This window comes from Kocuria soli (assembly GCF_003797835.1).
Classification (GTDB): Bacteria; Actinomycetota; Actinomycetes; order Actinomycetales; family Micrococcaceae; genus Kocuria; species Kocuria soli.
Genome location: NZ_RKMF01000014.1, coordinates 62,727 through 87,485, shown reverse-complemented (window position 1 = coordinate 87,485; position 24,759 = coordinate 62,727). Strand labels below are relative to the sequence as shown.

General features: G+C 66.9%; 19 protein-coding genes. 13 read left to right on the top strand and 6 right to left on the bottom strand.

Going from position 1 to position 24,759, the window contains the following annotated elements; translation table 11 throughout:
* Window positions 1-169: 169 nt before the first annotated feature.
* Together EDL96_RS11015 and EDL96_RS11010 are read left to right on the top strand one after the other, a co-directional pair.
* Window positions 170-3,808, top strand: coding sequence for a proline dehydrogenase family protein (locus EDL96_RS11015; protein ID WP_233568851.1), 3,639 nt, complete (start codon window positions 170-172; stop codon window positions 3,806-3,808).
* Between the two features lie 406 nt (window positions 3,809-4,214).
* Window positions 4,215-5,501 carry an AMP-binding protein gene (locus tag EDL96_RS11010; RefSeq protein WP_233568850.1) on the top strand — a complete coding sequence of 429 codons (1,287 nt, stop codon included), beginning with the start codon at window positions 4,215-4,217 and terminating at the stop codon, window positions 5,499-5,501.
* 36 nt (window positions 5,502-5,537) lie between these two features.
* Here EDL96_RS11010 and EDL96_RS11005 read toward each other — a convergent pair whose 3' ends face one another.
* On the bottom strand, window positions 5,538-6,179 hold the full coding sequence (locus EDL96_RS11005) for a YveK family protein (protein WP_123826076.1): 642 nt from the start codon (window positions 6,177-6,179) through the stop codon (window positions 5,538-5,540).
* 492 nt (window positions 6,180-6,671) lie between these two features.
* On the opposite strand from EDL96_RS11005, the gene EDL96_RS11000 reads away from it, so the two are divergent.
* The 7 genes from EDL96_RS11000 to EDL96_RS10970 all read left to right on the top strand — a co-directional run bounded on the left by EDL96_RS11000 (window position 6,672) and on the right by EDL96_RS10970 (window position 14,093).
* On the top strand, window positions 6,672-8,165 hold the full coding sequence (locus EDL96_RS11000) for a hypothetical protein (RefSeq protein ID WP_123826074.1): 1,494 nt from the start codon (window positions 6,672-6,674) through the stop codon (window positions 8,163-8,165).
* A complete protein-coding gene (locus EDL96_RS10995; RefSeq protein ID WP_123826072.1) occupies window positions 8,162-9,268 on the top strand; it encodes a glycosyltransferase family 4 protein in 1,107 nt (368 codons plus the stop codon). Before EDL96_RS11000 ends, EDL96_RS10995 begins: the two co-directional genes overlap by 4 nt.
* On the top strand, window positions 9,265-10,347 hold the full coding sequence (locus EDL96_RS10990; protein ID WP_123826070.1) for a prenyltransferase/squalene oxidase repeat-containing protein: 1,083 nt from the start codon (window positions 9,265-9,267) through the stop codon (window positions 10,345-10,347). Before EDL96_RS10995 ends, EDL96_RS10990 begins: the two co-directional genes overlap by 4 nt.
* Complete coding sequence (locus EDL96_RS10985) at window positions 10,328-11,188, top strand: WecB/TagA/CpsF family glycosyltransferase (protein WP_123826068.1); 861 nt, start codon at window positions 10,328-10,330, stop codon at window positions 11,186-11,188. Before EDL96_RS10990 ends, EDL96_RS10985 begins: the two co-directional genes overlap by 20 nt.
* Window positions 11,178-12,470, top strand: a complete 1,293-nt coding sequence (locus tag EDL96_RS10980) for a lipopolysaccharide biosynthesis protein (RefSeq protein ID WP_123826066.1) — start codon at window positions 11,178-11,180, stop codon at window positions 12,468-12,470. Before EDL96_RS10985 ends, EDL96_RS10980 begins: the two co-directional genes overlap by 11 nt.
* A gap of 84 nt (window positions 12,471-12,554) precedes the next feature.
* Window positions 12,555-13,580, top strand: a complete 1,026-nt coding sequence (locus EDL96_RS10975) for an LLM class flavin-dependent oxidoreductase (RefSeq protein ID WP_123826064.1) — start codon at window positions 12,555-12,557, stop codon at window positions 13,578-13,580.
* 9 nt (window positions 13,581-13,589) lie between these two features.
* Complete coding sequence (locus tag EDL96_RS10970) at window positions 13,590-14,093, top strand: phosphoribosyltransferase (RefSeq protein WP_123826062.1); 504 nt, start codon at window positions 13,590-13,592, stop codon at window positions 14,091-14,093.
* A gap of 99 nt (window positions 14,094-14,192) precedes the next feature.
* Here the strand turns inward: EDL96_RS10970 and EDL96_RS10965 are convergent, their stop codons facing one another.
* Together EDL96_RS10965 and pta are read right to left on the bottom strand one after the other, a co-directional pair.
* Window positions 14,193-15,425, bottom strand: coding sequence for an acetate/propionate family kinase (locus EDL96_RS10965; protein ID WP_123826060.1), 1,233 nt, complete (start codon window positions 15,423-15,425; stop codon window positions 14,193-14,195).
* Between the two features lie 848 nt (window positions 15,426-16,273).
* Window positions 16,274-18,367, bottom strand: coding sequence for a phosphate acetyltransferase (pta, locus tag EDL96_RS10960; protein WP_123826058.1), 2,094 nt, complete (start codon window positions 18,365-18,367; stop codon window positions 16,274-16,276).
* 110 nt (window positions 18,368-18,477) lie between these two features.
* Here pta and EDL96_RS10955 point away from each other — a divergent pair, with 110 nt between their 5' ends.
* On the top strand, window positions 18,478-18,819 hold the full coding sequence (locus tag EDL96_RS10955; protein ID WP_123826056.1) for a thiamine-binding protein: 342 nt from the start codon (window positions 18,478-18,480) through the stop codon (window positions 18,817-18,819).
* Between the two features lie 40 nt (window positions 18,820-18,859).
* A complete protein-coding gene (locus EDL96_RS10950) occupies window positions 18,860-19,735 on the top strand; it encodes a spermidine synthase (RefSeq protein WP_123826054.1) in 876 nt (291 codons plus the stop codon).
* A 79-nt stretch (window positions 19,736-19,814) separates the two neighbouring features.
* Here EDL96_RS10950 and EDL96_RS10945 read toward each other — a convergent pair whose 3' ends face one another.
* On the bottom strand, window positions 19,815-21,287 hold the full coding sequence (locus EDL96_RS10945) for an NCS2 family permease (RefSeq protein WP_123826052.1): 1,473 nt from the start codon (window positions 21,285-21,287) through the stop codon (window positions 19,815-19,817).
* Between the two features lie 213 nt (window positions 21,288-21,500).
* Between EDL96_RS10945 and EDL96_RS10940 the strand changes: the two genes are divergently transcribed.
* Entirely contained in the window at window positions 21,501-22,328 is an 828-nt protein-coding gene (locus EDL96_RS10940; RefSeq protein ID WP_199732595.1) for an HAD-IIA family hydrolase, read from the top strand.
* Window positions 22,329-22,417: 89 nt separating this feature from the next.
* On the top strand, window positions 22,418-23,440 hold the full coding sequence (locus EDL96_RS10935; RefSeq protein ID WP_123826050.1) for a DMT family protein: 1,023 nt from the start codon (window positions 22,418-22,420) through the stop codon (window positions 23,438-23,440).
* Here EDL96_RS10935 and EDL96_RS10930 read toward each other — a convergent pair.
* On the bottom strand, window positions 23,345-23,803 hold the full coding sequence (locus EDL96_RS10930; protein ID WP_123826048.1) for a YchJ family protein: 459 nt from the start codon (window positions 23,801-23,803) through the stop codon (window positions 23,345-23,347). The two genes, EDL96_RS10935 and EDL96_RS10930, sit on opposite strands and share 96 nt — an antisense overlap.
* Before the next feature lie 155 nt (window positions 23,804-23,958).
* Complete coding sequence (locus tag EDL96_RS10925; RefSeq protein ID WP_199732594.1) at window positions 23,959-24,732, bottom strand: glycosyltransferase family 2 protein; 774 nt, start codon at window positions 24,730-24,732, stop codon at window positions 23,959-23,961.
* Window positions 24,733-24,759: the final 27 nt, after the last annotated feature.

Here is a 24,759-nt window from a genome sequence, read left to right as displayed (position 1 = left end):
TGTCCGCCGGGCGACCACGCGAGCGCCCGTGGTCGTGACCTCCTTCACGGTCGCTTAAAGTGTTGTCACCGGCCCACCAATGCCCTGCGGAATCGATGGCCGGAGGCCGTGGGAGTGCCACGGTTCCGTCCCAGGGTGACCCGAGAGGGAGGGCGCACGCGTGTCCACAATCAAACCTGACTCCTCGGCCGCAGGTCTGCCCCAGGAAGACCTGTCCGGACTGATCGAACTCGTCGATCCCGCCGTCGCCCAGGTGACCACCTGGCTGGCCAGAGCCGGGGAGGTGGCCAAAGAACGCAAAGTGGCCGCCCCGGGAGCCGATCGCCTGTCCGCGATTCTCAAGGACCCTGACGGTTTGGAGTTCACCACCGGCTTCGTGGACCGCGTGGTGCGCACTGAGGACACCAAGGCGGCGGCCAAGGCGCTGCAGCGTGTGGCCAAGCTGGCACCCAAGACCCTGTCGAGAATCGACCGTTCGCAGATTCTGGCCGGGGGGCTGTTCTCACATCTGGCCCCGGCCGCGGTGATCCCCGTAGCGCGCGGGCGGCTCCGCCAGATGGTGGGGCACCTGGTGGTGGATGCACGTCCCGAACCGTTCGGCAAGGCGGTGGCCAAGTTCACCGAGCGGGGCAACCCGCTGAACATCAACCTCCTGGGTGAGGAGGTCCTGGGCGAGGCCGAGGCCGACAAGCACCTGGCCGACGTCGACGCTCTGCTGGAGCGCGACGACGTCGACTACGCCTCCATCAAGGTCTCCTCCGTGGTGGCTCAACTCTCCCACTGGGGTTTCGAGGGGACCGTGACCCGCGTGGTGGACCGGCTCCTGCCGCTCTACCGGAAAGCGGCGTCGGCGCCCGCCGGGACCAAGTTCATCAACCTGGACATGGAGTTCTACTCAGACCTCCACCTGACCACGGAGGTCTTCATCCGGCTCTTGAGTATGCCCGAGCTCAAGAACCTGGAAGCGGGGATCGTGGTCCAGGCCTACCTACCGGATGCGTTGGCAGCGGTCCAGCGGCTGTCCGATTGGTCCGTGGCGCGGGTCGACGACGGCGGCGCGCAGATCAAGATCCGCCTGGTCAAAGGCGCCAACCTGGCCCTGGAACGGGTGGATGCCGAGGTCCATGACTGGCCGTTGACCACCATGCCGGACAAGCAGTCCACGGACGCGAACTACAAGCGGGTCCTGGCCTGGGCTTTCACCCCGCAGCGCCTGGCCGGAATGCGGATCGGCGTGGCCGGACACAACCTGTTCGACATCGCCTTCGCCCATCTGTTGGCCCAGCAGCGCGGGGTCGAGCAGCGGATCGAGTTCGAGATGCTCCAGGGCATGGCCGTGGAGCAGTCGGTGGCGGTCTCCGAGGACGTCGGCAGGATCCTCCTGTACGTCCCGGCCGTCCGCCCCGCCGAGTTCGACGTGGCAGTTTCCTACCTGGTGCGCCGCCTGGAGGAGAACGCGGCTCAGGAGAATTTCATGTCCGGGATCTTCGACCTCGCCCCGGGCAACGGGATCTTCGACCGGGAGGCCACGCGGTTCCGGGCCTCCGTCGATCAGCTCCTGGATGAAGGCATTGCCCTGGACGGTGAAGGGGCGCCCCGGGCCCGGCGCTCGCAGGACCGTTTCGCCGAGGAGAACGGCTCCTACCAAGGCCACCAACCCTTGGACGAACCCTTCCGCAACGAGCCGGACACGGACGTCTCCGTCCCGGCGAACCAGGAGTGGGCCGCACGCATCTCCGAACGGATCACCGATCCTCGGTGGTACGAGTCGTTGGCCCTTCCGGGGCCGTTGGACGAGGACGGCGTCGCCGTCGTGGTCGAGAACGGGCGCAACGCGGCCAGGCAATGGCGTGCCCGCGGGGCCCGTGAACGCGCCGAGATCATCAACCGCGCGGCGGACGTCCTGGGGCAGCGCCGCGGACACCTGATGGCGGTGGCCGCTGCCGAGACCGGCAAGGCGCTCCCGCAGGGCGATCCAGAAGTCTCCGAAGCCATGGACTTCTGCCGGTGGTACGCGCGCCGCGCGTTGGAACTGGAGCAGGTGGACGGCGCGGTGTTCGACCCGGACACCCTGGTCCTGGTCACCCCGCCGTGGAACTTCCCGTTGGCCATCCCGTGCGGCTCCACGGTGGCGGCCCTCGCCGCGGGCGCGGCCGTGGTGCACAAGCCGTCGCCACAGACTCGACGCTGCTCGACCGCCTTGATCGAGGCGCTGTGGGACGCGGGGGTCCCGCGTGACGTGCTCCAACTCGTGGACTCGGTGGAGGGCGAGACCGGCAAGGCGCTGGTCTCCCATCCCGGCGTGGACCGGGTGGTGCTGACCGGTGGGTACGAGACGGCGGAGCTGTTCGGCGGCTGGCGCACCGGTCGACCCGTGACAGGTGAGACCTCGGGCAAGAATGCCCTGGTGGTGACTCCCGCGGCCGACCGGGACCGCGCAGTCTGGGACCTGGTCACCAGCGCCTTCGGGCACGCCGGCCAGAAGTGTTCGGCCGCCTCCCTCGGCATCCTGGTGGGGTCCGTGGGCACGTCCGAACGCTTCGAACGTCAGTTGCTGGACGCCGCTGAGTCCATGGTGGTTGACTGGCCGCAGAACCTTCAGGCGGTCGTTGGACCGGTCATCGAGGAACCGCAGGACAAGCTGCGCCGTGCCCTGACAGAGCTCGACGACGGCGAACGGTGGTTGCTTGAACCCAAACAGCTCGATGACACCGGGCGGCTGTGGCGGCCCGGGATCAAGACCGGGGTCCGGCCCGGTTCCTTCTTCCACCTGACCGAGGTGTTCGGCCCCGTGCTCGGACTGATGCACGCAACGGACCTGGACCAGGCACTCGAATGGCAGAACGCGGTGGACTACGGGTTGACCGCGGGCATCCATTCCCTGGACACCTCCGAGGTCGACCACTGGTTGGACCGGGTGGAGGCGGGCAACCTTTACGTCAACCGCGGGATCACCGGGGCGATCGTGCAACGGCAGCCCTTCGGTGGATGGAAGAAGTCCTCCGTGGGACTGGGTGCCAAGGCCGGCGGACCGAACTACCTCACCCAGATGGGCACCTGGTACAAGGCAGCCTTCCACCGGGACACCCAGGGGGACGTGGTGCACGAAGCCGTCGCGGAGGTCCTGGACTCGCCCGAACTCGAGGCCACACTGCCCGCACCGGACCTCGAGTGGCTGCGTTCCTGCGCGATGGTGGACCAGCGGGCCTGGGAGTCCGAGTTCGGTGTGGCCAAGGACCCCACGGGTCTGCGCTCGGAAGCCAACCTCTTCCGCTACCGCCCGCGCCGCGTCGTCGTCCGCGCAGCCGAGAACGCTCCCGTCACAGACGTGGTGCGAGTGGGGCTGGCCGCGGCCCGTTCAGGCTCCACCGTGGTTCTGAGCCCCAGCCCCAGGATCGCCGGGGAGTTGCCGTTGGTGGCCAGGCAGCTGTTCGCCGCCATCCTGCCCGAGGCCTCCGATGCGGAATTCCGCGAGCAGGCCGTGGCTCGAGTCCTCAAGGGCGATGACGCACCACTGCCGGAAGCGGATGCGGCGGGTGCCGCGGAGGCGACGGCCACGGCGGCCGGTCCGGAGGAGCTCGGGACCGGGGCCCGGATCAAGTTGATCGGTGACGACGTGGACCTGGTGGCGGCACTCGGCGCCACTCCGGACGTGGCCGTTCTGACGCACCCCGTGGTGGGGGCCGCCCGCGTGGAACTCATGGAGATGCTGCATGAGCAGGCTGTTTCCGTGACCATGCACCGGTTCGGCAATCCGTTCCCTGACATGGAATTGGTTAAAGCAGAACTGCTGACAACTATTTCATAACGAATCTGCGGGGGTTGCCTTTGTCGGCCGGGGTTCCGGTGCCCTGATACAGCACCGTGACCCCGGCCGCCATGCAATTCCACGTCGCACAGGTATAGGGTGAAACGGTGCGATCAGCGCCCGTGGGGGCGATGAAACGCGCGATGTTGCGGTGGGCATGTGTGCCGGGGCTCGGCTGACACAGCCACGGGTTGAGAAGTCGGGCTAGACACAACGTGCAGCCTCCGAGGGTCTTTGGAACGACGGGTTTCCTCCTTTCCCGTCCCATCGGGGCTGACTGGGGGAGATCATGATTTCGGCGCGAGAATGGATTGCGCACTTACCGGCCGAGCAACGGGAAAGGTTTGCCGCATTGGTGCGGGCCGTCCCAGCCTCAATGCGTTACGGGCCGGTCTTTCGACGCACCATGCGTGAGATCCGGAAATGCGAGGCGGTGCCGTCCTGGGGTCGGGACGAACGAGCAGCCCGGTTAAGGGCGCTTTTCACGACGGCTGTCGGCACCACCTACTACGGCACTACCGCTGCCTATGCGCCCTTACGTGAGTTCGCGGCGGATCCTGACCGGGACCCGTTCGCCGTCCTGTACCGTCTCCCGGTGTTGACGCGTGAGGAACTTTCGGCCAACACCAAGGACATGATCGCCGTCGATCCCTCTCAGGTGGAGTTGGTGGCCAGCTCGGGAACCTCCGGTGACCCCATCCTGTTCCACCTGGAAAAGGAGCGTGGTGCGGGGGAGTGGGCTTACGTGCAGAATGCGTGGCACCGGAGCACGGGATACGAACTCGACGACTGGCGTCTGTTCCTGCGTGGTGTGGTGGAGTTCGACGAGTCCAAGGACCATCTGGTGCAGGCCGCCACGGGGGAGGTCGTCCTGCGGATTCAGGCGCTGGGACCGGAGCGGATTGCCGAGCACTGGAAACTGGTCACGGACAGAAAGATCCGATACCTCCACGGCTACCCGGCGTCCCTCGAATACATGGCACGGTTACTGGAAACGCACCTGCCCGAGGACCAGTGGCGGCATCAGATCAAAGGCGTCTTAGCGGTGTCCGAGGAGTACACGCCGTCTCAGGCGGCCACCTTCCGCCGCGTCTTCCCACAGGCGAACGTGTGCAACTTCTACGGGCTCAGCGAACGCACGGCATTCGCCACGATGGACCGGGACTGGGTGTTCCACCCCGAGCCCCTGTACGGAATCACGGAGATCCTCAAAGAGGACGGAACACCGGCCCAGGTGGGTGAGCGCGGCAGGATCGTGACCACCGGGTTGCGCCTCATGGGTCATCCGTTCCTGAGATACGACACCGGGGACTCCGCCGAAGTGGTCGGACACAACAAGTGGGGCGAACCCACTTTCCGTGACATCAAGGCCCGCCGCGGGCGCGAAGGCCTGATCCGAGCCGACGGATCACTGTTTCCCACGACCTCCCTGAACGTCCACGGTCACCAGTTCCTGTGCGTCAACCGGTTCCGGTTCCGGCAGGACGAACCCGGGAAGGTGGTGCTCATGCTGGAGCCTTCCGCCACGGCGACCCAGGAGGAACTTGAGGACTTCTACGCCGCCATGATCCGCAGGACCAAGGGGCAGGTCGAACTGGGGCTGGAGATCGTGGACCAGCTGGAGGTGCCGCCCAACGGCAAGAACAGACTGGTGGACCAAAACATCCAGGGAGTTGTGTCCACCTGGGCGTGAGGTGCTTGTCCGTCCGAAGGCGAAGGGACCCAGGGACTACTTGGTGCTACGACGTGCGTGTTTCGGGTGGCCCAAGGTCACGGCGGCGATGATGCCGAGCAGGAGTCCTGTCGCCGCGCCGATGGCATAGATCATCGGAACCGAAATTCCGGAGGGCGCATCCGGGTGGGTGGGTTCGCCGGCCGCAACCAGCTCGACCTCATCGCCGGGCTGAGGATCACCACCGGATTCGGACAACGCATCGCGCCAGGCCGAGGACAGTTCGGACGCCGCCTCAGGGCTGTCGGCACTTGCCGTGATCTCGAGGCCGGTGGTCTCCGGGTTCGCCACAACGCGAACGTTCTTCAGGAGTTCGTCCGTGGGGGTGTCCAGGTCGAGTTCCTGCTTGACAGCATCGGCAACCACCACTGAGTTGCCCAAGGACTCGTAGGTCGCGGCCCTGGACTTGGCCAGTTCCTCAGCTGCCAGACGATCTGCAGCGGTGTCCTCCGGTGCCGAGGCATGAACCAGAGCTGTGGTCACGGATTGGTACTGGGGGGTCTGACTCACCGAGAACGCCAGGCCGAGACCCAGGCCGAGGAGCAGGCCGAGGACCGGGAGCCACCAACGTTTTCGGACCGCTCCGCCCAGCTCTCGGGCACTGATCTCGTTCGTTTCATACGGGGATGACTCGCGCAATTCTCGACTCCCAATTTCCGGGACCCTGAAGGGGGCTCACGGATCGACTTGTGGTTGCATGGCTGCCTCCAGGTCGATGCGTCATCGCCCCGGGTGCTCGCCGACAAAATCTTGGCGAAAGCGCCGGTGGCAGAACAGACGTGAACCTGGACGTGTTCAAGGTTGCTCCCCCAGTGGAACGCCCCCGCCGGTCCACGAGCATGCCCATGCTAAGGGGCATGTCGATTGAGTCCCGGGAGAAGACTGACTGTTAACGCCATCTCTGGCCTCTTTGGTGGACAATCCGCGGACCCGGCGGGGTCGCCCTCGGTGAGCGTGTCACCATGGCCTGGCCGGACCTCGTGGGGGCAGGTCTGGCATGCGCGCTGCGAGGTCCATCAGTATCCAGCGACGGCGCTCCGGTAACTGCCATTGCACGAGCGCGCAGCAGCGAATGTACGACCTTCCCAACCACACGGTTTAGCCAATATCAACGTCAGGGGGATTTCCACTTTGGTTGAAATCGCCACCATCGTCACGCTTGTAACGGCAATGATCATGGCTGGCGCCGCAACGCTCATGCTGGTGACAGCGGCTCTGGTTCACCCCAAGATTGCGGCGGGTGTCATCGTCGCGATCACCATGCTGTCCCAGACGATCCAGACCGTTACCGGCGTCAATGCCCTGGGGTACGGCGATGAGCTGGGTGTCATTCTGGCCGTCGTCCTGTTTGCGGGTCGGCGGCTCTACCTCCGCGGAAGCATCAGGTTGCACCCGTCGATGTGGTTCTTCGGGGCCTTCGCAGTCCTCGGAATGGTCAGCAGCGTTGTGAACGGGGTGCCGCTGTCGACAATGACCACGGGCGCTTTTCTGTTCCTCAAAGGCCCCGCCCTGTGGTTCGCCGTCGCGCAACTGGACTGGCGCCGGGAGGACCTCCCCAACGTGGCCAAAGCCGGTGCGGGATTCGTCATGTTCGTTCTGGCAACTTGTGTGGTCAACGTCGTGATGCCCGGACCGTGGAACGCATGGATCGGTCGTATGGAGACCATCACCGAGAGGGCAGGGTTCACCAGCCTGACCGGTCCCTTTGACCATCCGGTCGGTCTGGGCACCACGATGTCCATGGCCTTCCTGGCGATCCTGCTCTACCGGCACTTCGTCAAGAAGAGTGCCTTGAACACGGCACTGCTGGTGGGAACCGGGCTGGCCTGCATCGCGGCTTTCCGACGGAAGTCGATCGCTGCGGGTGCTGTCACTGCCCTGGGTATGCGTGCGGTGCTGCCCGGGCCCAAGGCCATGTATTTGACGGCCCTGGCGGTGCTTGTCCCGGTGGCCCTGGTGGTTGGTTGGGAACCGTTGATGACAGTGGTGTCGAGCACGTATCAGGAGTACACCGCCGACGTGACTGAAACAGCCAGGGTTCGGATGACCTTGGACGCTATTTCTTTGACGTTGGCGGCTTTTCCTCTCGGCGTCGGGTTCGGTCGATTCGGTTCCTTCACGGCGGGCGAGCAGTACAGCCCCCTGTACGAAGACTTCGGATATCAGTGGATTTACGGCATGGGGCCGGGGGAGCGGGGCGGCTTCCTCTCGGACACCTTCTGGCCGGCTCCCCTGGCCGAGACCGGAATCCTGGGCGCTGTTTGCTACGCGGCTGCGTTGTTCCTGCTGGCCGTGACCGGGTGGCGCCTCATGCATCACTCCTCGTGGGCACACGTCCGGTGGATCGGTGGCGTGACTGTTGCGTGGTTCGCCACCCTCGGGATCGAGTCCGTGGTCGCTCCGGTCTTCGTGTCACCGCCCATGTTCGCGCTGCCGTTCGTTGTGGCCGGCGTTGCCACTGCACTCACGTCGGCAGAGACGGCGACGGAGAGGGGAACCGATCACGAATCGAATCCGGTCGACGGGGGGCAGGAGCACTCTGAGTCCACAACGGAGACTGCGCTGCCGGTTGCTCCGTGGGCCGCCGCGCCGACCATGTCTCACCGAACCGTGGAGGATGTATGAAGGTGCGAGTTGTGGGCCCCGCCCCTGGATCCGCGGGCGGGATCGGCGTGATGAGTGCGTACCTCAAGTCCACCGGTTCCCACCGAACCGTTCTCGAGTTCGTGGATTCCGGCGGGACGCCGGGCACCCGTGGTCAACGCAGCATCAGCTTCCTTCGAGCCCTGTCCACGGCTGCCGTAACCGCTGACGGGGACGGAGCCTGGGTCCTGGAGGTCTCGTCCAAGGGCAGCACCTGGCGCAAGTTGTTGATCAGTGTGGTGCTCCGCGTGCGCAGACAGCCCTATGCTGTTCACATGCACAGCGGCGGGTACCCGCGGTTCTTCGCGCAGCAGTCCCGCTTTGCCAAGCGCCTGATCCGGGGGCTTTTCACCCAAGCCTCCGTGGTCGCCGTTCTCGGCAACGGGTGGGGGGCGTACGTGCGGGACAAGCTCGGCGTGCCGGCCGACCGCGTCGTCCTCCTTCCCAATGCCGTACCCGGCCCCGACGTGGTGCCGGGACGCGGTGACGAGGTCCGGGTCCTGTTCGCGGGCCGAGTCGGTAACCGCAAGGGCGCGGACACACTGCTGGCGGCCTGGCAGACCCTGAACACCAACGGGCGCGCAACCCTGATCCTGGCCGGTGACCTGGACGACCCCGACGGGTCGATCACCCAGGCGGTCGAGGCCGCGGACGACGTCGAAATCCTGGGTTGGCTGGACGGGGAGGCGCTCACGCAGGAAATGGCGGGGGCCAAGGTCCTCGTCCTGCCGAGCCTGGCCGAGAACCTCCCCCTGTCCCTGCTGGAAGGCATGGCGTGGGGGCTGGCCCCGGTGGTCACGCCCGTGGGTGCCGTGCCGGAGGTGGTCAGGGACGGGGAGAACGGGCTGCTGGTTCCCGTCGGGGACGTTGCCGGCCTGGCATCCGCTTTGCAGAAGGTCATCGACGACGACGCCGCGCGGGACCGGCTGGCGGCCGCGGCCCGTGAGACGTGGGAACAGGGCTACTCCCTGGAGGGCTACCGGCCGAAATTCGACGACATGGTGGAACGCGTGGCCCGCGACCACAGGGCGCATGCGCCGTGGGCTCCGCGCCGTGGTCACTCGAGCAAGGAGAGTCAGCAGTGAAGCCGTACGAACTCTTGGACCCGCCCCTCCGCGCGGAGGTGTCCGAGGCCTTGCGGCAGGCGATGCGTTTCGCTCAAGTGCGCGAATACGCCGGCACCGACCCGTACGACGGCCTGCTGTCCCCCTACGCACGCTTCCTCAAGGGGCGACGTCCCCGTCAGGTGTGGGTACAGGTCCACAAACGGGCCGGTCAGTGGTTGCGAGACCTCACGGACGTGCCCCCGGTGCGCATGACCAAGGGCATGGCGTTGTTCGCTCACGCCGCAGTCCTGAACGGGCGGCCGGAGCTGGCCGATGCGCTGGTCGACCGCATCATCCGGGAACGCGGAACCGGCCCGTGGGGCTACGAATTCGACGTACAGACCCGCTGGGCGTTCTACCCCGCGGGAAGCCCGAACGTGGTGGCCACGACCTTCGCCCTGCGGGCCTTCCAGGCCACGAACCGCCTTGAGGACGCCGGCCCCGAGGTGGCCCAGTGGCTCGAGGACCAGTTCCACGACGGCTACTTCCGGTACACCACGACCTCCGACCGCTTGGTGCACAACGGCTCCCTGCTGGGTGCGGAGAGCCTGGCTATGCTGGGCGGGGACCGGGACAAGATCCAGAGCGCCGTGGACCGCACCGTCTCCGCGCAGGCCGCGGACGGCTCCTGGCCCTACGGGGAGGGCGCGGGTCTGGAATGGATCGACAGCTTCCACACGATCTACAACCTCGATTCCCTGTGGGCACTCCACCAGGCGGGCTTCCAGGTCGGGGACGCGATCGACCGTGGCCTGGCCTACTGGGCCGAGCACTGCCTGGACGGCCACGGGCTGCCGCTCTACTACGCGGATGCCGAGCAGCCTTCGGAAGACGTACACAACGTGGCAACCACCGTGGGCTTCCTTGCCCGCGCCGCGGACCGGGGTTGGGGAATCCCGGATCCGCAACCGGCGGTGCGTCACCTCCTTGCCCTGCAGGGGGACGACGGCGGGTTCCGCAGCTCGGGATCAGGCTTGCCACACATGAGATGGAATCAGGGCCACGCAACGTTGGCCCTGGCTGGATGGGGGAACAGCAATGAGTCAGCCGGCTCGTAAGAACCACGAGGACAGCCAGGGGCCGGGACAGCGCCACCTCCGGGCGGCGGAACCGGCCCGGGACGCGGAACCGGGGAGCTCGGTCGGCAAGGACCAGGAGGCTTCACGGCACGATGTGATGGGTGTAGGAATCGACCCCCTGACCATGGACCAGACGGTCGAGCGCCTCAAGAGCCTGATGACGGACGGCGGCAACCACAACCACCTGTCGATCAATGCCGCCAAGATCGTGTCGGCCCGGGAGAACCCGGGGAAGCAGGACGAGTTCAATGCGGCCGATGTGGTCAGCGCCGATGGTCAGGCCGTCGTGTGGGCCTCCAAGCTGCTGGGCCGCCCGGTCCCCGAACGCGTGGCCGGCATCGACCTGATGAACCGACTGGTCGAACTCTCGGCCCAGGAGGGGCAACGGATCTACCTGCTGGGCGCCCGGCCCGAGGTCCTGGATGCGGTGGCGGAGAACTTCACCGAACGCGGTGCCAACGTCGTGGGTCACCACGACGGCTACTGGCGCACCCAGGGCATGACGGACGAGGACATGGCCCGGGAAATCGGTGCCCTGGACATCGACATCCTTTTCGTCGCCGTGCCTTCGCCGATGAAGGAGGACTTCATCTACGGGCAGCGCGACGTCATGGGCGTAGGTGTCTGCGTGGGCGTGGGGGGTTCCTTCGACGTCGTCGCCGGGCAGACCAAGCGCGCGCCGGAACTGGTGCAGAAGGTGGGCATGGAGTGGGCGTTCCGCCTGGCCATGGAACCGCGCCGCATGTTCAAGCGTTACGCCGTGGGCAACGCCAAGTTCCTCTGGTACCTGGCCAAGGACCGTACCCGGCGTGGCCGCTGAGCGTACGGGAAGTGCGCACCTCCAATCCCTGACGGTCTTGGGCATCCGGATCGGTGGTGCCGCACTGCAGATGGCCCTGGTGGCCGTGGTGGCCCTCCGATTCCCCGTCGAAGACGTAGGCCTCAACGGCCTGTTGTGGTCGATCGCCCTGGTGGCGCGCATGGCCGGTTCCTTCGGCGTGGATCTCTCCGGGATGCGCGAACAGGCACCGCTGTGGGCGGCCAACGACGGGCGTCGCGCACGCCTCCTGGCTCGTCGCGATGCCCGGACCATCGCGGTCCTCTGGGGATTCGTGGGGATCGCAGTGGCCCTGGTCGCGGGCCTCGGCGAGTTCCTGGGCTACCCGGGACGCTGGCTGATCGCCTTTTGGATGGTTGCCGCCGCGTCCGCCTTCGGGCGCCTTTTCATGGTGCAACGGATCGCCAAACAACAGCCCGTGGCCGGTCAGTTCATGGAGTCCGTTGCCCTGCCCTTCTTCGGCCTGGTGGCGGCTCTTGCCGCGTCCTACACGGACCCGGGCCTGTTGATCCCGGGGCAGGTTGTGGCGTTCGTGCTCATGGCGCTCATCCTGTGGTGGCTCTCGCCGGCACCCGGACGGAGCCTGGCGCAGTACCGTGCGGAGGGCATCGAGATTCCCAGGACGCCGTGGAAGGTCGCTCTGCCGCTGGGACTGGGGGCCACGCTCACGGCGTTGTGTGTCCGCGGTCCCATGTTCGTGCTCTCCTCCCGCTCCCTGGCCGTGGCAGGTACCTACGACGTGGCCCAGCGCATCCAGTCGGCCGGAGCCATGGGCACCTCGGCCGTCTCCACGGTCTTCGGGCCCAGGATCGCGGTGGCGGTGCGTGAGCGCCCCAAACTTCGGCGGCTGGTGATCGAGGCCGCGGTCGCCTCCGCCGTGATGCCGGCGCTGCTGTTGGTGTTCCTGCTCGTGGTCGGCGAACACTCCTTGGTGTCGCTCCTGGGGGCGGAGTACAGCGGTACGTGGGGGGCCGCCGTCGTCCTGGTGATCTCCACGCTCATCAACGCAACCACCTCCGCGACCAGCAACGTGCTGATGCTGGGTGGCTACGAGCGGTGGTTCATGCGCATCAGCGGCGTGCAGCTGCTCCTGGTGGTTGGCGGGGCATGGCTGACGGGTGCGGACACGGCTCCGGCCATGGCCTTCTGGGTCCTGGGCGGTGAACTGTTCCGGTCGTTGGCGATGAGCATCGGCTTCCTGCTGCACGACCGCAGCCTGAAGAAGTCCGCCGAGGTGGAAGCCACCGACGCCGCCCGAGCGTGACGCATCGTGGGATGTAGGTGACACGTCATCTAATCTGTGGCACAATGGGCGTCGAACAACTTCACACCTCCACGGGAGCAGAACGTGCGACTCGGCCTCAACACCTTCGGCGACGTCCACCCCGGCAGCGACGGTGCGCCCCTCTCACAGGCCCAGGTGATCCGCGACGTCGTGGACGAAGGCCAACTGGCGGACCAGGTCGGCCTGGACTTCTTCGGCGTGGGTGAGCACCACCGCGCGGACTACGCGATCTCCGTGCCGGACACCGTGCTCGCGGGCCTTGCCACAACGACGCAGTCCATCCGTCTCGGCAGCGCCGTCACGGTCCTCTCCTCGGAGGACCCCGTGCGGGTCTATCAGCGCTTCGCCACGGTGGATGCGCTGTCCGAAGGGCGCGCGGAGGCCATCCTGGGGCGGGGATCCTTCACCGAGTCCTTCCCCCTGTTCGGCTACGCGCTGGAGGACTACGAGGACCTGTTCGCCCAGAAACTGGAGCTGTTCACACGATTGCAGGCCGAGGGACCCGTGGTCTGGGAAGGTGGCCTGCGGCCCGCGATCCAGGGGATCGAGGTCTTCCCGAAGACCGAATCGGGGCGACTCCCGGCCTGGGTGGCCGTGGGCGGATCACCCAATTCGGTGGTGCGCGCCGCGCACTACGAGCTCCCGGTCATCTTCGCCATCATCGGTGGCAGTCCGCTGGCCTTCGAACCGTTCGCGGACCACTACCGCCGCGCACTGGAACACTTCGGAAAGCCTGAGTTGCCCATCGCCTGGCACTCCCCGGGCTACGTGGCGGCCACCGACGAGCAGGCACGGGAGGAGTTCTTCCCGGCGTTTGCCGCCAACCACGACGTGATCGGCCGTGAACGTGGCTGGCCGCCGCTGCGCCGCTCGGACTTCGATGCCATGTGCGGACCGGATGGTGCGTACTACGTGGGCTCCGCCGAGACCGTGGCCCGGAAGATTGCCGCCCACCAGCGGGTGCTCAAGGCCGAGCGGTTTGATCTCAAGTACTCCGTGGGGCCGCTGACCCACGACCGGATGCAGGCCTCCATCGAGCTGTTCGGGACACAGGTTGCCCCGTTGGTTCGCGACATGCTCGCCGACTAGGGTTGCCGCATGGCTTACCACGCGGACTCCACGGAGCTGGAGAACAAGGAAATTCTCACCTGGCAGGGCTTCGGCGACGCCGTCCGGGAGCAGGCCCAGGAGATCGCGGACAGCGGGTTCCAGCCCGACATCATCATCGGTGTGGCCCGCGGCGGGCTGGTTCCGGCCGGTGCCCTCTCCTACGCCATGGGCGTCAAGCTGATCGACGCCATCAACGTCGAGTTCTACACCGACGTCCACGAGACCTTGCCGGACCCGGTTCTGCTGGCCCCCATGCTCGACGTCGATTCGATCAAGGGCAAGAAGGTCCTGGTGGTCGACGACGTCGCCGACTCCGGCCGCACCCTGGCCCTGGTTCTCGAGTTGCTCCAGGGATTCGAGGCCGACTGCCGCAGTGCTGTGATCTACTCCAAGCCGCGTTCGATCGTGGAGCCGGACTACATCTGGAAGGCCACGGACGAGTGGGTGGTCTTCCCCTGGTCGGACCAGCCGCCCGTCGTCGCGCACGCATGATCGTGGCCAACACCTGATCGTCGACAACACTGAGGCCGGGTCGGGTCCGTGAATTCCCGCGGACCCGACCCGGCCTCAACGTATAGGCGCCAGTGGCGATCATCGCGCTTTTCGGGAGACCAGGGAGGCCGTGGCCTCCGCGATCGCCTGCTCCTCGTCCGTGGGGACCACCAGGACCTCAAGGCCCGAACCCGGGGTGGAGATCCGCCGGACATCATCCGAGCGGATCGCGTTGGCCTCGTGGTCGAGTGTGGTGCCCAGCGCGCCCAGCTTGGAGACCACGCGCGCGCGGAAGCTCGGTGAGTTCTCGCCGATGCCCGCCGTGAACATGAGTGCCTGAGCCCCACCCACGGCCACGTGGTACGCCCCGATGTATTTGGCCAGGCGGTAGGAGGCCATCTCCAGAGCCAGCTCTGCCCGGGCGTCACCGGCTTCCGCGGCGGCCTCCACCTCCCGCATGTCCGAATGTCCCGCGATGGCCTGGAGTCCGGACTGCTTGTTCATGAGGTCGTCGAGCTGCTGAGCGTCGATGCTCGGATCCCGGCGGAGCATCGCGGTGATGATCGACGGATCGAAATCCCCGGTGCGCGTTCCCATGACCAGACCGGCCAACGGGGTGAAACCCATGGAGGTGTCGAAGGACTGACCGTCCTTGATGGCCGTCACGGAGGCCCCGTTGCCCAGGTGGGCCACCACGCCGTTGAACTGCTGGCGCTCCACGCCCAGGAAATCCGCGGCCAGGCCGGTCACGAAGTCATGTGACGTGCCGTGGAAGCCGTAGCGACGCACGCCGTACTCGGAATACATCTCCTCGGGGAGCGCGTAGCGCCACACGTGTTCGGGCATGGAACGGTGGAAGGCGGTGTCGAACACGCACACCTGGGGCATGCCCGGCCACTTCTTCTGAATCGCCCGCAGGCCCAAGGCGTGGGCGGGGTTGTGCAAGGGAGCCAGGGGTGCCAGGCGCTCCACGGCGCGGATGATCTCGTTGTTGACCAGCACGGGTGCGGAGAAGCGCTCACCACCGTGGACCACGCGGTGGCCGGCGGCGTCGATCGTCCGATCACCCAGTTCTGCCTCCAAGCGCTCGGCCAGGATGTCCAGCGCCTGCGTGTGGTCCTTGATCTCGGAGGTGCCGATGTTCTCGATCAGGCCCTTGGTGACCACGGTTCCACCACTTGCGCCCTGGGTGGCCTGCTCCACCCCCACGAACTCGTCGACCCTGGGCATCGAGGACGTGTAGGCCGCGGGCTCCTGTCCTTCGGCCTGTTCCACCTCCCGGACCTGGTACTTGATGGAGGAGGAGCCGCAGTTGACGACGAGAACGAGCATGGGTGACTTCTTCCTGCGTGCCGGTGCGGCCGCGACTTGGACGGAGTTGGCTCCATTGTGTCAGGCACAGGTTCGAGCGACCCAGGCGTCCGCAAGGGTTGAACTCTGTTGCCCCCGGCTTCCGGTCGCGGAACAGAGCGTGCTGCCGGTGGCGGGACTGAAGTTGTCCACAGGGGGTGTGGACAACGGGTGGTTCGCAACTCCACGAGCCCCCTCGCCCGTGATCCGAGCGGTTGCCCTGGGTGGGACCCTCGGTTGTCTCAGCGGTTGCGAACAGCATGGCATCTGGACTCCCAACCGGCTCCTGCACGTCATGCTCAATCCCGGAGTCCCGGTTCCAGCCGTGAGCGGCGTGCACCTTCGCCGACTACCGGAACCGACACACCAGCCGCTGGCCTCCGTGGTGGACTGCCTCCGGGCAAGTGTCATCCGGCATGACACGGAGACGGCGTTGACGGTGATCGAGTCCGCTACTTCTTGCAGCAGCGGCGGTTCGCCGCGCGAACACAGGTTTCAATCGCCGGCGTGGGGCGGGTGGACCTGCTGGTTGGAGAGTCCTTGATCGTGGAATGCGACAGCGAAAAGCATCACGCGCCGGGGGAGCGCTACCGCATGGACCGGATCAGGGACCTGGCGTCCCGCGATCTGGGTTACACCACTCTGCGGTTGAGGTATGACCAGATTTGGTACTCGTGGGCGCTGACACAACGCAGTTTGTTGGCTGAACTGGCCACGGGGAGGCACCGGCGACCGCCTGTCCCGCGGCTTTGAGAGACCAACCTTATGTGTGGGTGGAGACAGCTCTCTCACGGGCCTGTCTCCACCCACACATAAGGTTGGTGGCACCGTCACATGGTCTGGGCCTGGATGGCGGTGATCGCCACGGTGTTGACGATGTCTTCGACCGTGCAGCCGCGGGAGAGGTCGTTGACCGGCTTCCGCAGACCCTGGAGGACCGGGCCCACGGCCACCGCGCCGGCGGACTGCTGGACGGCCTTGTAGGTGTTGTTGCCGGTGTTCAGATCCGGGAAGACGAACACGGTGGCCTGACCCGCCACGGAGGACCCCGGCAGCTTGGACTTGGCGATCGAGGCGTCCACGGCGGCGTCGTACTGGATGGGACCTTCGACGGCGAAGTCGGGGTTCGACGCCTTGACCAGCTCCGTGGCCTCCCGGACCTTCTCCACGTCCTCGCCCGACCCGGAGCCACCGGTCGAATAGGACAACATGGCCACCCGGGGATCCACCGCGAAGGCTCGCGCCGTGGCCGCCGATGCGGTGGCGATGTCCGCGAGCTGTTCGGCGTTGGGGTTGGGGTTGACCGCGCAGTCGCCGTAGACCAGGACGCGGTCCTCCAAGCACATGAAGAACACGGAGGACACGATCTTGACGCCCTCGGCCGTCTTCACGAACTCCAACGCCGGGCGGATGGTGTTGGCGGTCGTGTGCACGGCTCCGGAGACCATGCCGTCCACGTCGCCGAGCTGGACCATCATGGTGCCGAAGTAGGAACCGTCCCGCATGCGGTCGACGGCCACGTCCTTGGTCACGCCCTTGTGCTTGCGGTACTCGACGTAGGCGTCGGCGTAGCGGTCGATCAGCGCCGCATCGTTGCGGTGGTCGACCAGGTCCAGGCCGTCGTCGTCGAAGTTGAGGTTGATGCCCTCGGAATCGCACAGCTTACGTACGTCCGCGGGGTCACCAAGGATGGTGAGATCGCAGAAGTTGCGGCGGTGGATGATCTCCGCGGCGCGCAGGATCCGGGGATCGTCGCCCTCCGGGAGCACGATGTTCTTGCGGTCGGAGCGGGCGGCCTCCACCAAGTCGTGGAGGAAGCGCAGCGGCGTGCGGCGCACGGGGCGTTCGAGGTCGAGGCGCCCGACCAGTTCCTTGGGGTCGATCCGGCGTGACCATTCGCCCAGGGCGGCAGCGGCCTTGCGGGGGCTGCGGTTGCTCAGCCGTCCGCGGGCGCGGGACACGCGCTGAGCGGCCTTGTAGGTGTCGTGCGGGGTGGTGAGCACGGGGAACGGTGCTGCCTGGAGGAAGGACTGGACCAGCTCTCCGGGAAGCAGCCCACCCGTCAGGAGCATGCCGCCCGGGGTGGGGCGGCCCGCGGAGAGCGCCGAGGCCAGGCAGGACATGACGACGTCGGAGCGGTCACCCGGAACGATCACCAGCTCACCCTCCGTGAGCTGGTCCAGGAAGTGCTCGACCGTCATGGCGGCGATCTTCACGCCGTTGATGTCGCGGTCCAGTGGAACGGAGGTGAGCTCCGTGCCGAAGCCCGCGGAGTCCACGAGTTCCTCGACGGTCGGGTTGGCGACGGCGGGCAGTTCCGGGATGACGTACACCGGCAGGTGGTGTTCACCGCGCGGCGCGTCCTGGGTCACCTGATCCACCCATTGCTCCGGGCAGCGGTTGACCATGATCGCGAAGATGTCGCACTTGGACTCCCGCAGTTCGGTGCGTGAGACCTCGATCGCGTTGAGCAATTGGTCCGGGCTCTCCACCTGGTTGCCGCCGATCACGGCCAGCACGGAGCACCCCATGTTGTTGGCCAGGCGGGCGTTGAGGTCGAACTCGGCGATGGCCGCGTTGTGGGCGATCATGTCCGTGCCGTCGACCACGATGACGTCGCAGTGCGTGGCCATCTCCGTGTAGATCGCCACGGCCTGGGAGTCCAGGTCGTCGTAGTTGCCGGAGGCCAGGATGTCGCGGGTGTCGCTCAAGGACATGGCACCGCGGCAGCGCTCCGGGGACAACTCGTAGGTCTCGGCCATGAGCTGCAGCAGGGGATCCTCTTGCGGAGTGGCCCCGATGAAGACGGGGCGGAAGAAGCCCACGCGATCTGAGTTCTTGAACAGGGTGTCCATGAGTCCCAGCGCCACCAGTGACTTGCCGGAAAGGGGCGTCATGGCGCTGAGATAGATGCCGTTGGTCACGCGAGTGCTCCTCGTCCGCGAGGGGTCAGGGGTCCACCGATCAGCCTATCGGGGAGCCTCGGCGGGGCGCGCTCTGTTGCCTTGGATCGCCACGGTGGGAGGATGGTCACATGATCGTCGCATTCTCCGTTTCCCCCATGGGCGGGGACAACCCCGATGCCTCCGTGCACGACGCCGTTGCCGCTGCCGTCCAGATCGTCCGCGAGTCCGGACTCCCACACCAGACGGATTCCATGTTCACCACGATCGAAGGTGAATGGGATGAGGTCATGGACGTGGTCAAGCGCGCCACCGCGGAGGTCGGCCGGTTCGGTCCCCGGGTGTCCTTGGTGCTCAAGGCCGACATCCGCCCCGGACACACGGGGGAAATGACGGGCAAGCTCGAACGTCTGGAGGCGGCTCTCGGGCGGCAGGCGATTGAGCGCCGAGCTCGCGGGGCGATCGAGAGTTGAGCGGACACCGCCGCGCGACCGCCCCGTCGGCCCGGCGCTGATGGGGCGTCAACGCAAGGGACGTTCGCCGGCAGCACCGGACACGGCCGAGGGACCACGTCCCGGGGTCTGGCAGATCGCCACCGGCACGGTCGAACTGGTCCCGGACGACCTGACTCCCGGGGCGTGGACGGTCATGATCAACGGGGTGCCGTCCTCCCATGTGGATCCCGCGCGGCCGGATCGCCTGGACTTCGAGTACATGCGCTGGATGGCCGCCGTCTTGCGGATGCATGTGCCCCGCCACCTGGATCCGCAGCGGTTGCGTGTGCTGCACCTGGGCGGTGGAGCGTGCTCCATGGCGCGGTGGACGGCGCAGGAATGGCCGACCGCGCGGCAGGTGGTCGTCGAACTCGACACGCGCCTGGTGGAACTCGTCCGCGAGTGGTTCGACTTACCACGGGCACCGCTCTTGCGCATCCGCGCGGGGGAGGCGCGCGAGGTCACGGAGTCCCTGAGCGAGTCCACCCGTGAGGTCATCATCCGGGACGTCTTCGCGGGATCGGAGACCCCGGAGCCCCTGACCACCGTGGAGTTCACCCGCGCCGTGGAGCGCGTCCTGGCCCCCGGCGGCATCTACCTGGTGAACGTGGGGGACCACCCCCAGCTCAACGGTGTTCGAGCCGAGATCGCGGGGTTGCGTGCGGTGTTCGAGCACGTGGCGGCCGTGGCCGATCCCGCCATGTTCAAGGGACGACGACGCGGCAACGTGGTCCTGGCTGCCTCCCACAACCCGCTGCCCGCGGCCGGTTCGCCCGAAGCCTCCGAGATGACGCGCTCCTTGCTGGTCGACCCGGTCCCCGCGCAGTACAAGGACTCCGACTGGACCGCCACCTTCGTGGCCACGGTGCCCGCCCGCCGGGACCCGTCGTCGTGAACGGAACTTTGAACACGCAATAGTGCCTCCCACCCGTGGTGGGAGGCACTATTGCGTGTTCAAAGTTGGCGAGTGTCGATCAGGCCATCCAGCCCTCGATGACTCCCACGCTGAAGAACACCACGAACGCCAGGCCGACGATCCACATGAGTGGGTGGATCTCCTTGGCGCGGCCCTGGACCACGCGGATGAACACGTAGGACACGAAGCCCGCACCGATGCCGTCGGCAATGGAGTAGGTGAACGGCATGACCACGAAGGTCAGGAAGGCCGGAACTGCGATGCCCCAGTCCTCCCAGTCGATGTGGACCACGTTCTTGGCCATCAGGAAGCCGACGACCACCATGGCGGGGGCCACCGCTTCGAAGGGCACCAGCTGCACGAGCGGGGTGATGAACATGGCCAGCAGGAACAGCGTGCCGGTCACGACGTTGGCCAGTCCCGTGCGGGCGCCTTCGGCGATACCGGTCGAGGACTCGACGTAGATCTGGTTGGAGGACACGGAGCCAAGACCACCCGCGACGGCACCCGCGGCGTCCACCAGCAGGACGCGGTCCACGTTCTCGATCTGGCCGTCCTTGACCATCCCGGCCTGGTGGGACAGACCGACCATGGTACCCATGGCGTCGAAGAAGATCGACAGCAGGATGGTGAAGACCAACAGGGCGGCGGTCATCCCGCCCAGCTGGGTCACGGCCTGGATGGGGTGGGCGTCACCGAACAGGGAGAGGTCGGGGAAAGAGAGCAGGCCGGTGGGGCTTTCGGGGACCACCAGGGACCAGCCCGTGGGGGAGCCGGTGGAGGATCCGGAGGGGACCACGGCTTCGAGGATGTGAGCCAGGATCGTGCCCGCGACGACGGCGATCAGGATGCCGCCCTTCACGTTGCGGACCATCAGCGCGACCATGAGCAGGAGCGTGAACACGAACGTGAACGTGGGCCAACCGATCAGGTGGCCCCCGATGCCCAGGCTCACGGGCACGGTGGTGTGTGCGTCATCGGGCATACGGCGCACGAAGCCGGCGTTCACGAAGCCGATCAGGGCGATGAACAGGCCGATGCCCACCACGATCGCGGTCTTCAGGGAGGCCGGAACGGCGTTGAACACGGCCGTGCGGAATCCGGTGAGGACCAGGACGAACATCAGGACACCGCCCCAGACCACCAGGCCCATGACCTGCGGCCAGGTCAGTTCCGGCGTGGTGGCGACCGTGACGGCCAGGAACGCGTTGACACCCAGGCCCGTGGCAATGGCGAACGGCGCCTTGGCGACCACGCCCATCAGGATGGTCATGACACCGGCCACGAGCGCCGTCATGGCTGCCACGCGGTCCACGCCGAGAGTGTTGCCGGCGGCGTCCGGGCCCAGCCCCAGCACCAGCGGGTTGAGGACCACGATGTAGCTCATGGCGATGAAGGTTGCGATGCCACCGCGGATCTCGCGGTTCACGGAGGAACCACGTTCGGTGATCTTGAAGTAGCGGTCCAGGAACCCCCCACCCTGCGCGGGGGCGGTGGATTCGGTGCTGGACTCGGAGGCTGTGTACGACATGGTGGAGGGCTCCGCGGGCTCAAGCTGAAGGAAGGCGAACTCGCAGAATCCTACGCCGCAGCTGTTATCGAATTGTGTCCTGGGTGGGCGAGGTCACGACCGTGACCGGGACGGGCCGTTGGCCGATCAGGGAATTCGCCCTACCGTGAGAACAGGACACGGCGGGTCGCCGTCGTTGCCAGCGGTGCACGATCGCCTTCGAGAGGTGGAGACATGGAAGCCCCACGTACGCAACGACTCATGGGAACGAACACCTGGCTGACCGACATGGACGGGGTCCTGGTCCGGGAGGAATCCATGATCCCCGGTGCCGCGCGGCTGCTGGAACTGTGGCGCGAACGTGGTCAGCGGTTCCTGGTGCTGACCAACAATTCGATCTACACCCCGCGGGACCTCTCCGCCCGGCTCGCCCGATCGGGCCTTGAGGTCAAGGAGAGCGAGTTGTGGACCTCGGCGCTGGCCACCGCAGAATTCCTGCGCGAGCAGGGGGCGGGTCACAGGGCGTACGTGATCGGTGAGGCGGGATTGACGACGGCGATGCACGAAGCGGGTTTCGTGCTGACCGACACCGACTGCGACTACGTGGTCCTGGGGGAGACGCGCACGTATTCCTTCGAGGCGATCACCAAGGCCATCCGGTTGATCGGGGCCGGGGCCCGTTTCATCTCGACCAACCCGGACACCACCGGACCTTCCCCGGAGGGACCGCTGCCCGCGACGGGGTCCGTGGCCGCGCTGATCTCGGCCGCGACCCATCGCCAGCCTTACGTGGTGGGGAAGCCGAACCCGATGATGTTCCGGTCCGCGCTGAACCAGATCGGCGCGCACTCGGAGACCACCGCGATGCTCGGTGACCGGATGGACACGGACATCATCGCGGGCATGGAGGCCGGTCTGGCCACGTTGCTGGTGCTCAGCGGGGTGACCAACCGCGAACAGGTCGAGCAGTACCCGTTCCGCCCGAGCGCTGTCATGGAGTCCGTGCAGGATCTGGTCAATCTGCTGGAGCTTCCGGGGCCGGACCGCTCCGTGGATGGCTGAGAAGGCTCATCCCTGGGGATGAGGTGCCCCGGGGAGAATGAGTCTCTCGGTGGATGTGGTCCCGGGGGTTCCTCCGTAGCGTCTGGAGCATGGTCCTCATCTCCGTCGTACTAGCCCTCCTCGCCGCCGGGACCTTGGCGGTGGGCACCCATCTTCAGCACCATGCGATCCGAAGCAGAGACACCGACGACGCGGGCGTTCCGTCGTCCGCACGGGGCGGTTCCGAGCTGCTGGTCCTGCAGCCGCTCTGGTTGCTCGGGCTGGGACTGTTGGTCCTGGAAACGGTGCTGAACGTCGCGGCACTCGGCCTGGGCCCCGTGGCGTTGGTCCAGCCGATCGGAACGGTCTCCCTGGTGATCGCCGTGCTCATCAGTGTCAGGGTGTTCGGCCGGCGCGTGACGGCGCCACTGGTGGGCAGCATTGCCCTGACGCTGATCAGTGTGGTCGGGTTCGTGGGGATCTCTGCCCGGTATGCCTCGACGGGGCCGTTGCTCCCGGGGTCGGTGGCCTGGCTCAACGGCATGCTCCTGCTGGCCAGTGTGGTGGGTGCGGTGCTGGCCGCGACGCGGGCAGGGCACCTGGCCCTCGTCGGAGTGGCGGGGTTGGCCTTCGGGACCGTTGCGGCCAGTGCGCACGTGGTGACGACGTCGGTCATCGCGACCGTGCGCGCAGGCACCGGAGTCGCGGGCGTCGTCGATCTTCTGGCGCACGGTGTGCCGATCACGTTGGTCGGGATGGCCGTGGCGTCGGCCGTGGGGATGTGGGCGGTGCAGGTGGCCTACACCTCGGGCCCGCCCGAAACCGTTCTGGCCGGTCTGACCGTTCTGGACCCCATGATGGCCGTGACCATCGGCGCGCTGGTCCTGGGCGAGTACCGCGGTCTGACCGGTGCGGCGGCACTGGGCCTGTTCGTCACCGGCGCCGCAGCGGTGGCCGGGGTGCTGCTGTTGGCCCGGTTCCACCCGTGCGGGCAGGAGAGGCCGGTTGTCCGAACCGAGGTCCGGAGAACCGCCACCTCACACGGAGATGAGGGTCCCGTCCAAGTAGAGCCAGACGCCGTCGACGCGGCGGAAACGGGAGTTCTCACGCTGCACGCCGCGCGGAGCATCTGAACCCGGAGCGGGCTTGTAGTGGGCGGTGAAGTCCACCGTGCCCCAGTCCTCGAACGGCCCGCCGCCCGTGGTGCCGTTGATGTCCAGGCGGTACCAGCGGAGGTCGGGGTCCAGGCCGATCTCGGCGGGGCGGGTCGAGGGGTCCCAGGTGCGGAGCAGATAGGCCTCGTCGCCGATGGCGAAGGCTGCGAACCGCGATCGCATGAGCGCTTCGGCCGTGGGCGCGGCCTTGCCCCTGTGCAGGGGGCCGCAGCACGTGCCGTATACGTCCCCGGATCCGCACGGGCACCGTGCTTCCCGGTCGTAGGCTGCGTCGTTCACGGCGGGTGCGCTCGATTCTTGACTCGTGGTTGTGACTGTCATGGTGCTGGATACTGTGGCACAACTGTGGACACAGTGCCGTGAGGTTGGCCTCACCGCTGAACCTCATGCCCGCCGAGTTCGGGGTTGTTCCGCCTATTCGGCCCTATAGGCGGAACAACCCCGAACTCGGCGAGGTGGAGTGGGCGCGGGGGAGGTCACTGCGGCGGCCAACGGATCAGACCCTGTTCCGCGAAGGCCTCCAACCATCCCCGCATGGGCCACCAACCCCAGCGTTGGTGGAAGAGCGCTGCATTGCGGAGCACCGCAGCCACGTGTTCGACCGGCGGTGAGGACACCGGGTGCCACTGGTGGTAAGCGTGGGCTCCGCCCGCCCACAGCATGGGAATGCATTCTTTCCGCAACAGCATGGCGAAGTCCGTGTCCTCGCCCCCGTAGCCCGTGTACTGCTCGCAGAACCCGCCCGTGTTCCGCCGCAGTCCGGCCCAGAGGTCAGCGGAGACGGCGAAGGACAGGGACCAGAACAGTTCGTACTCGTCCGCCGTGGCCGGCCGAAACTCCCCGGCCGGTGGGTCGGGGCGAGCGGGATGCGGCGCTGTCAAGCCCGCGAGCTCGGACAGTTCCACGGGGCCCGCGTGGGCAGCGGGCTCGGGGAGATACGTCACGGGTCCGCAGACGACGGCGCCGGGGTGCTCGCGCACGGCAAGGTCGTAGAACCGGCCCAGATCAGGCCCCGGTATGCAGTCTGCGTCCAGGAAGATCAGGCGTTTCGCCCCCGCCCGCACGGCGGCATCCGCACCGGCGTTACGGGCTGCCGAGAGGTTCACCTCGCCTGGGCCCGTGCGGTCCACGACCGCGGAACCTTCCACGGGGAAACCCGTCCTCCCGATCTGCACGGTGTGGTGGACGGCCCCCGGCAACCATCGCCGCACGCCGTCGAGCTGACGCAGCAGATGGTCCCGCCGATTCATCGAGCACACCGTGATCACATGGGTTGC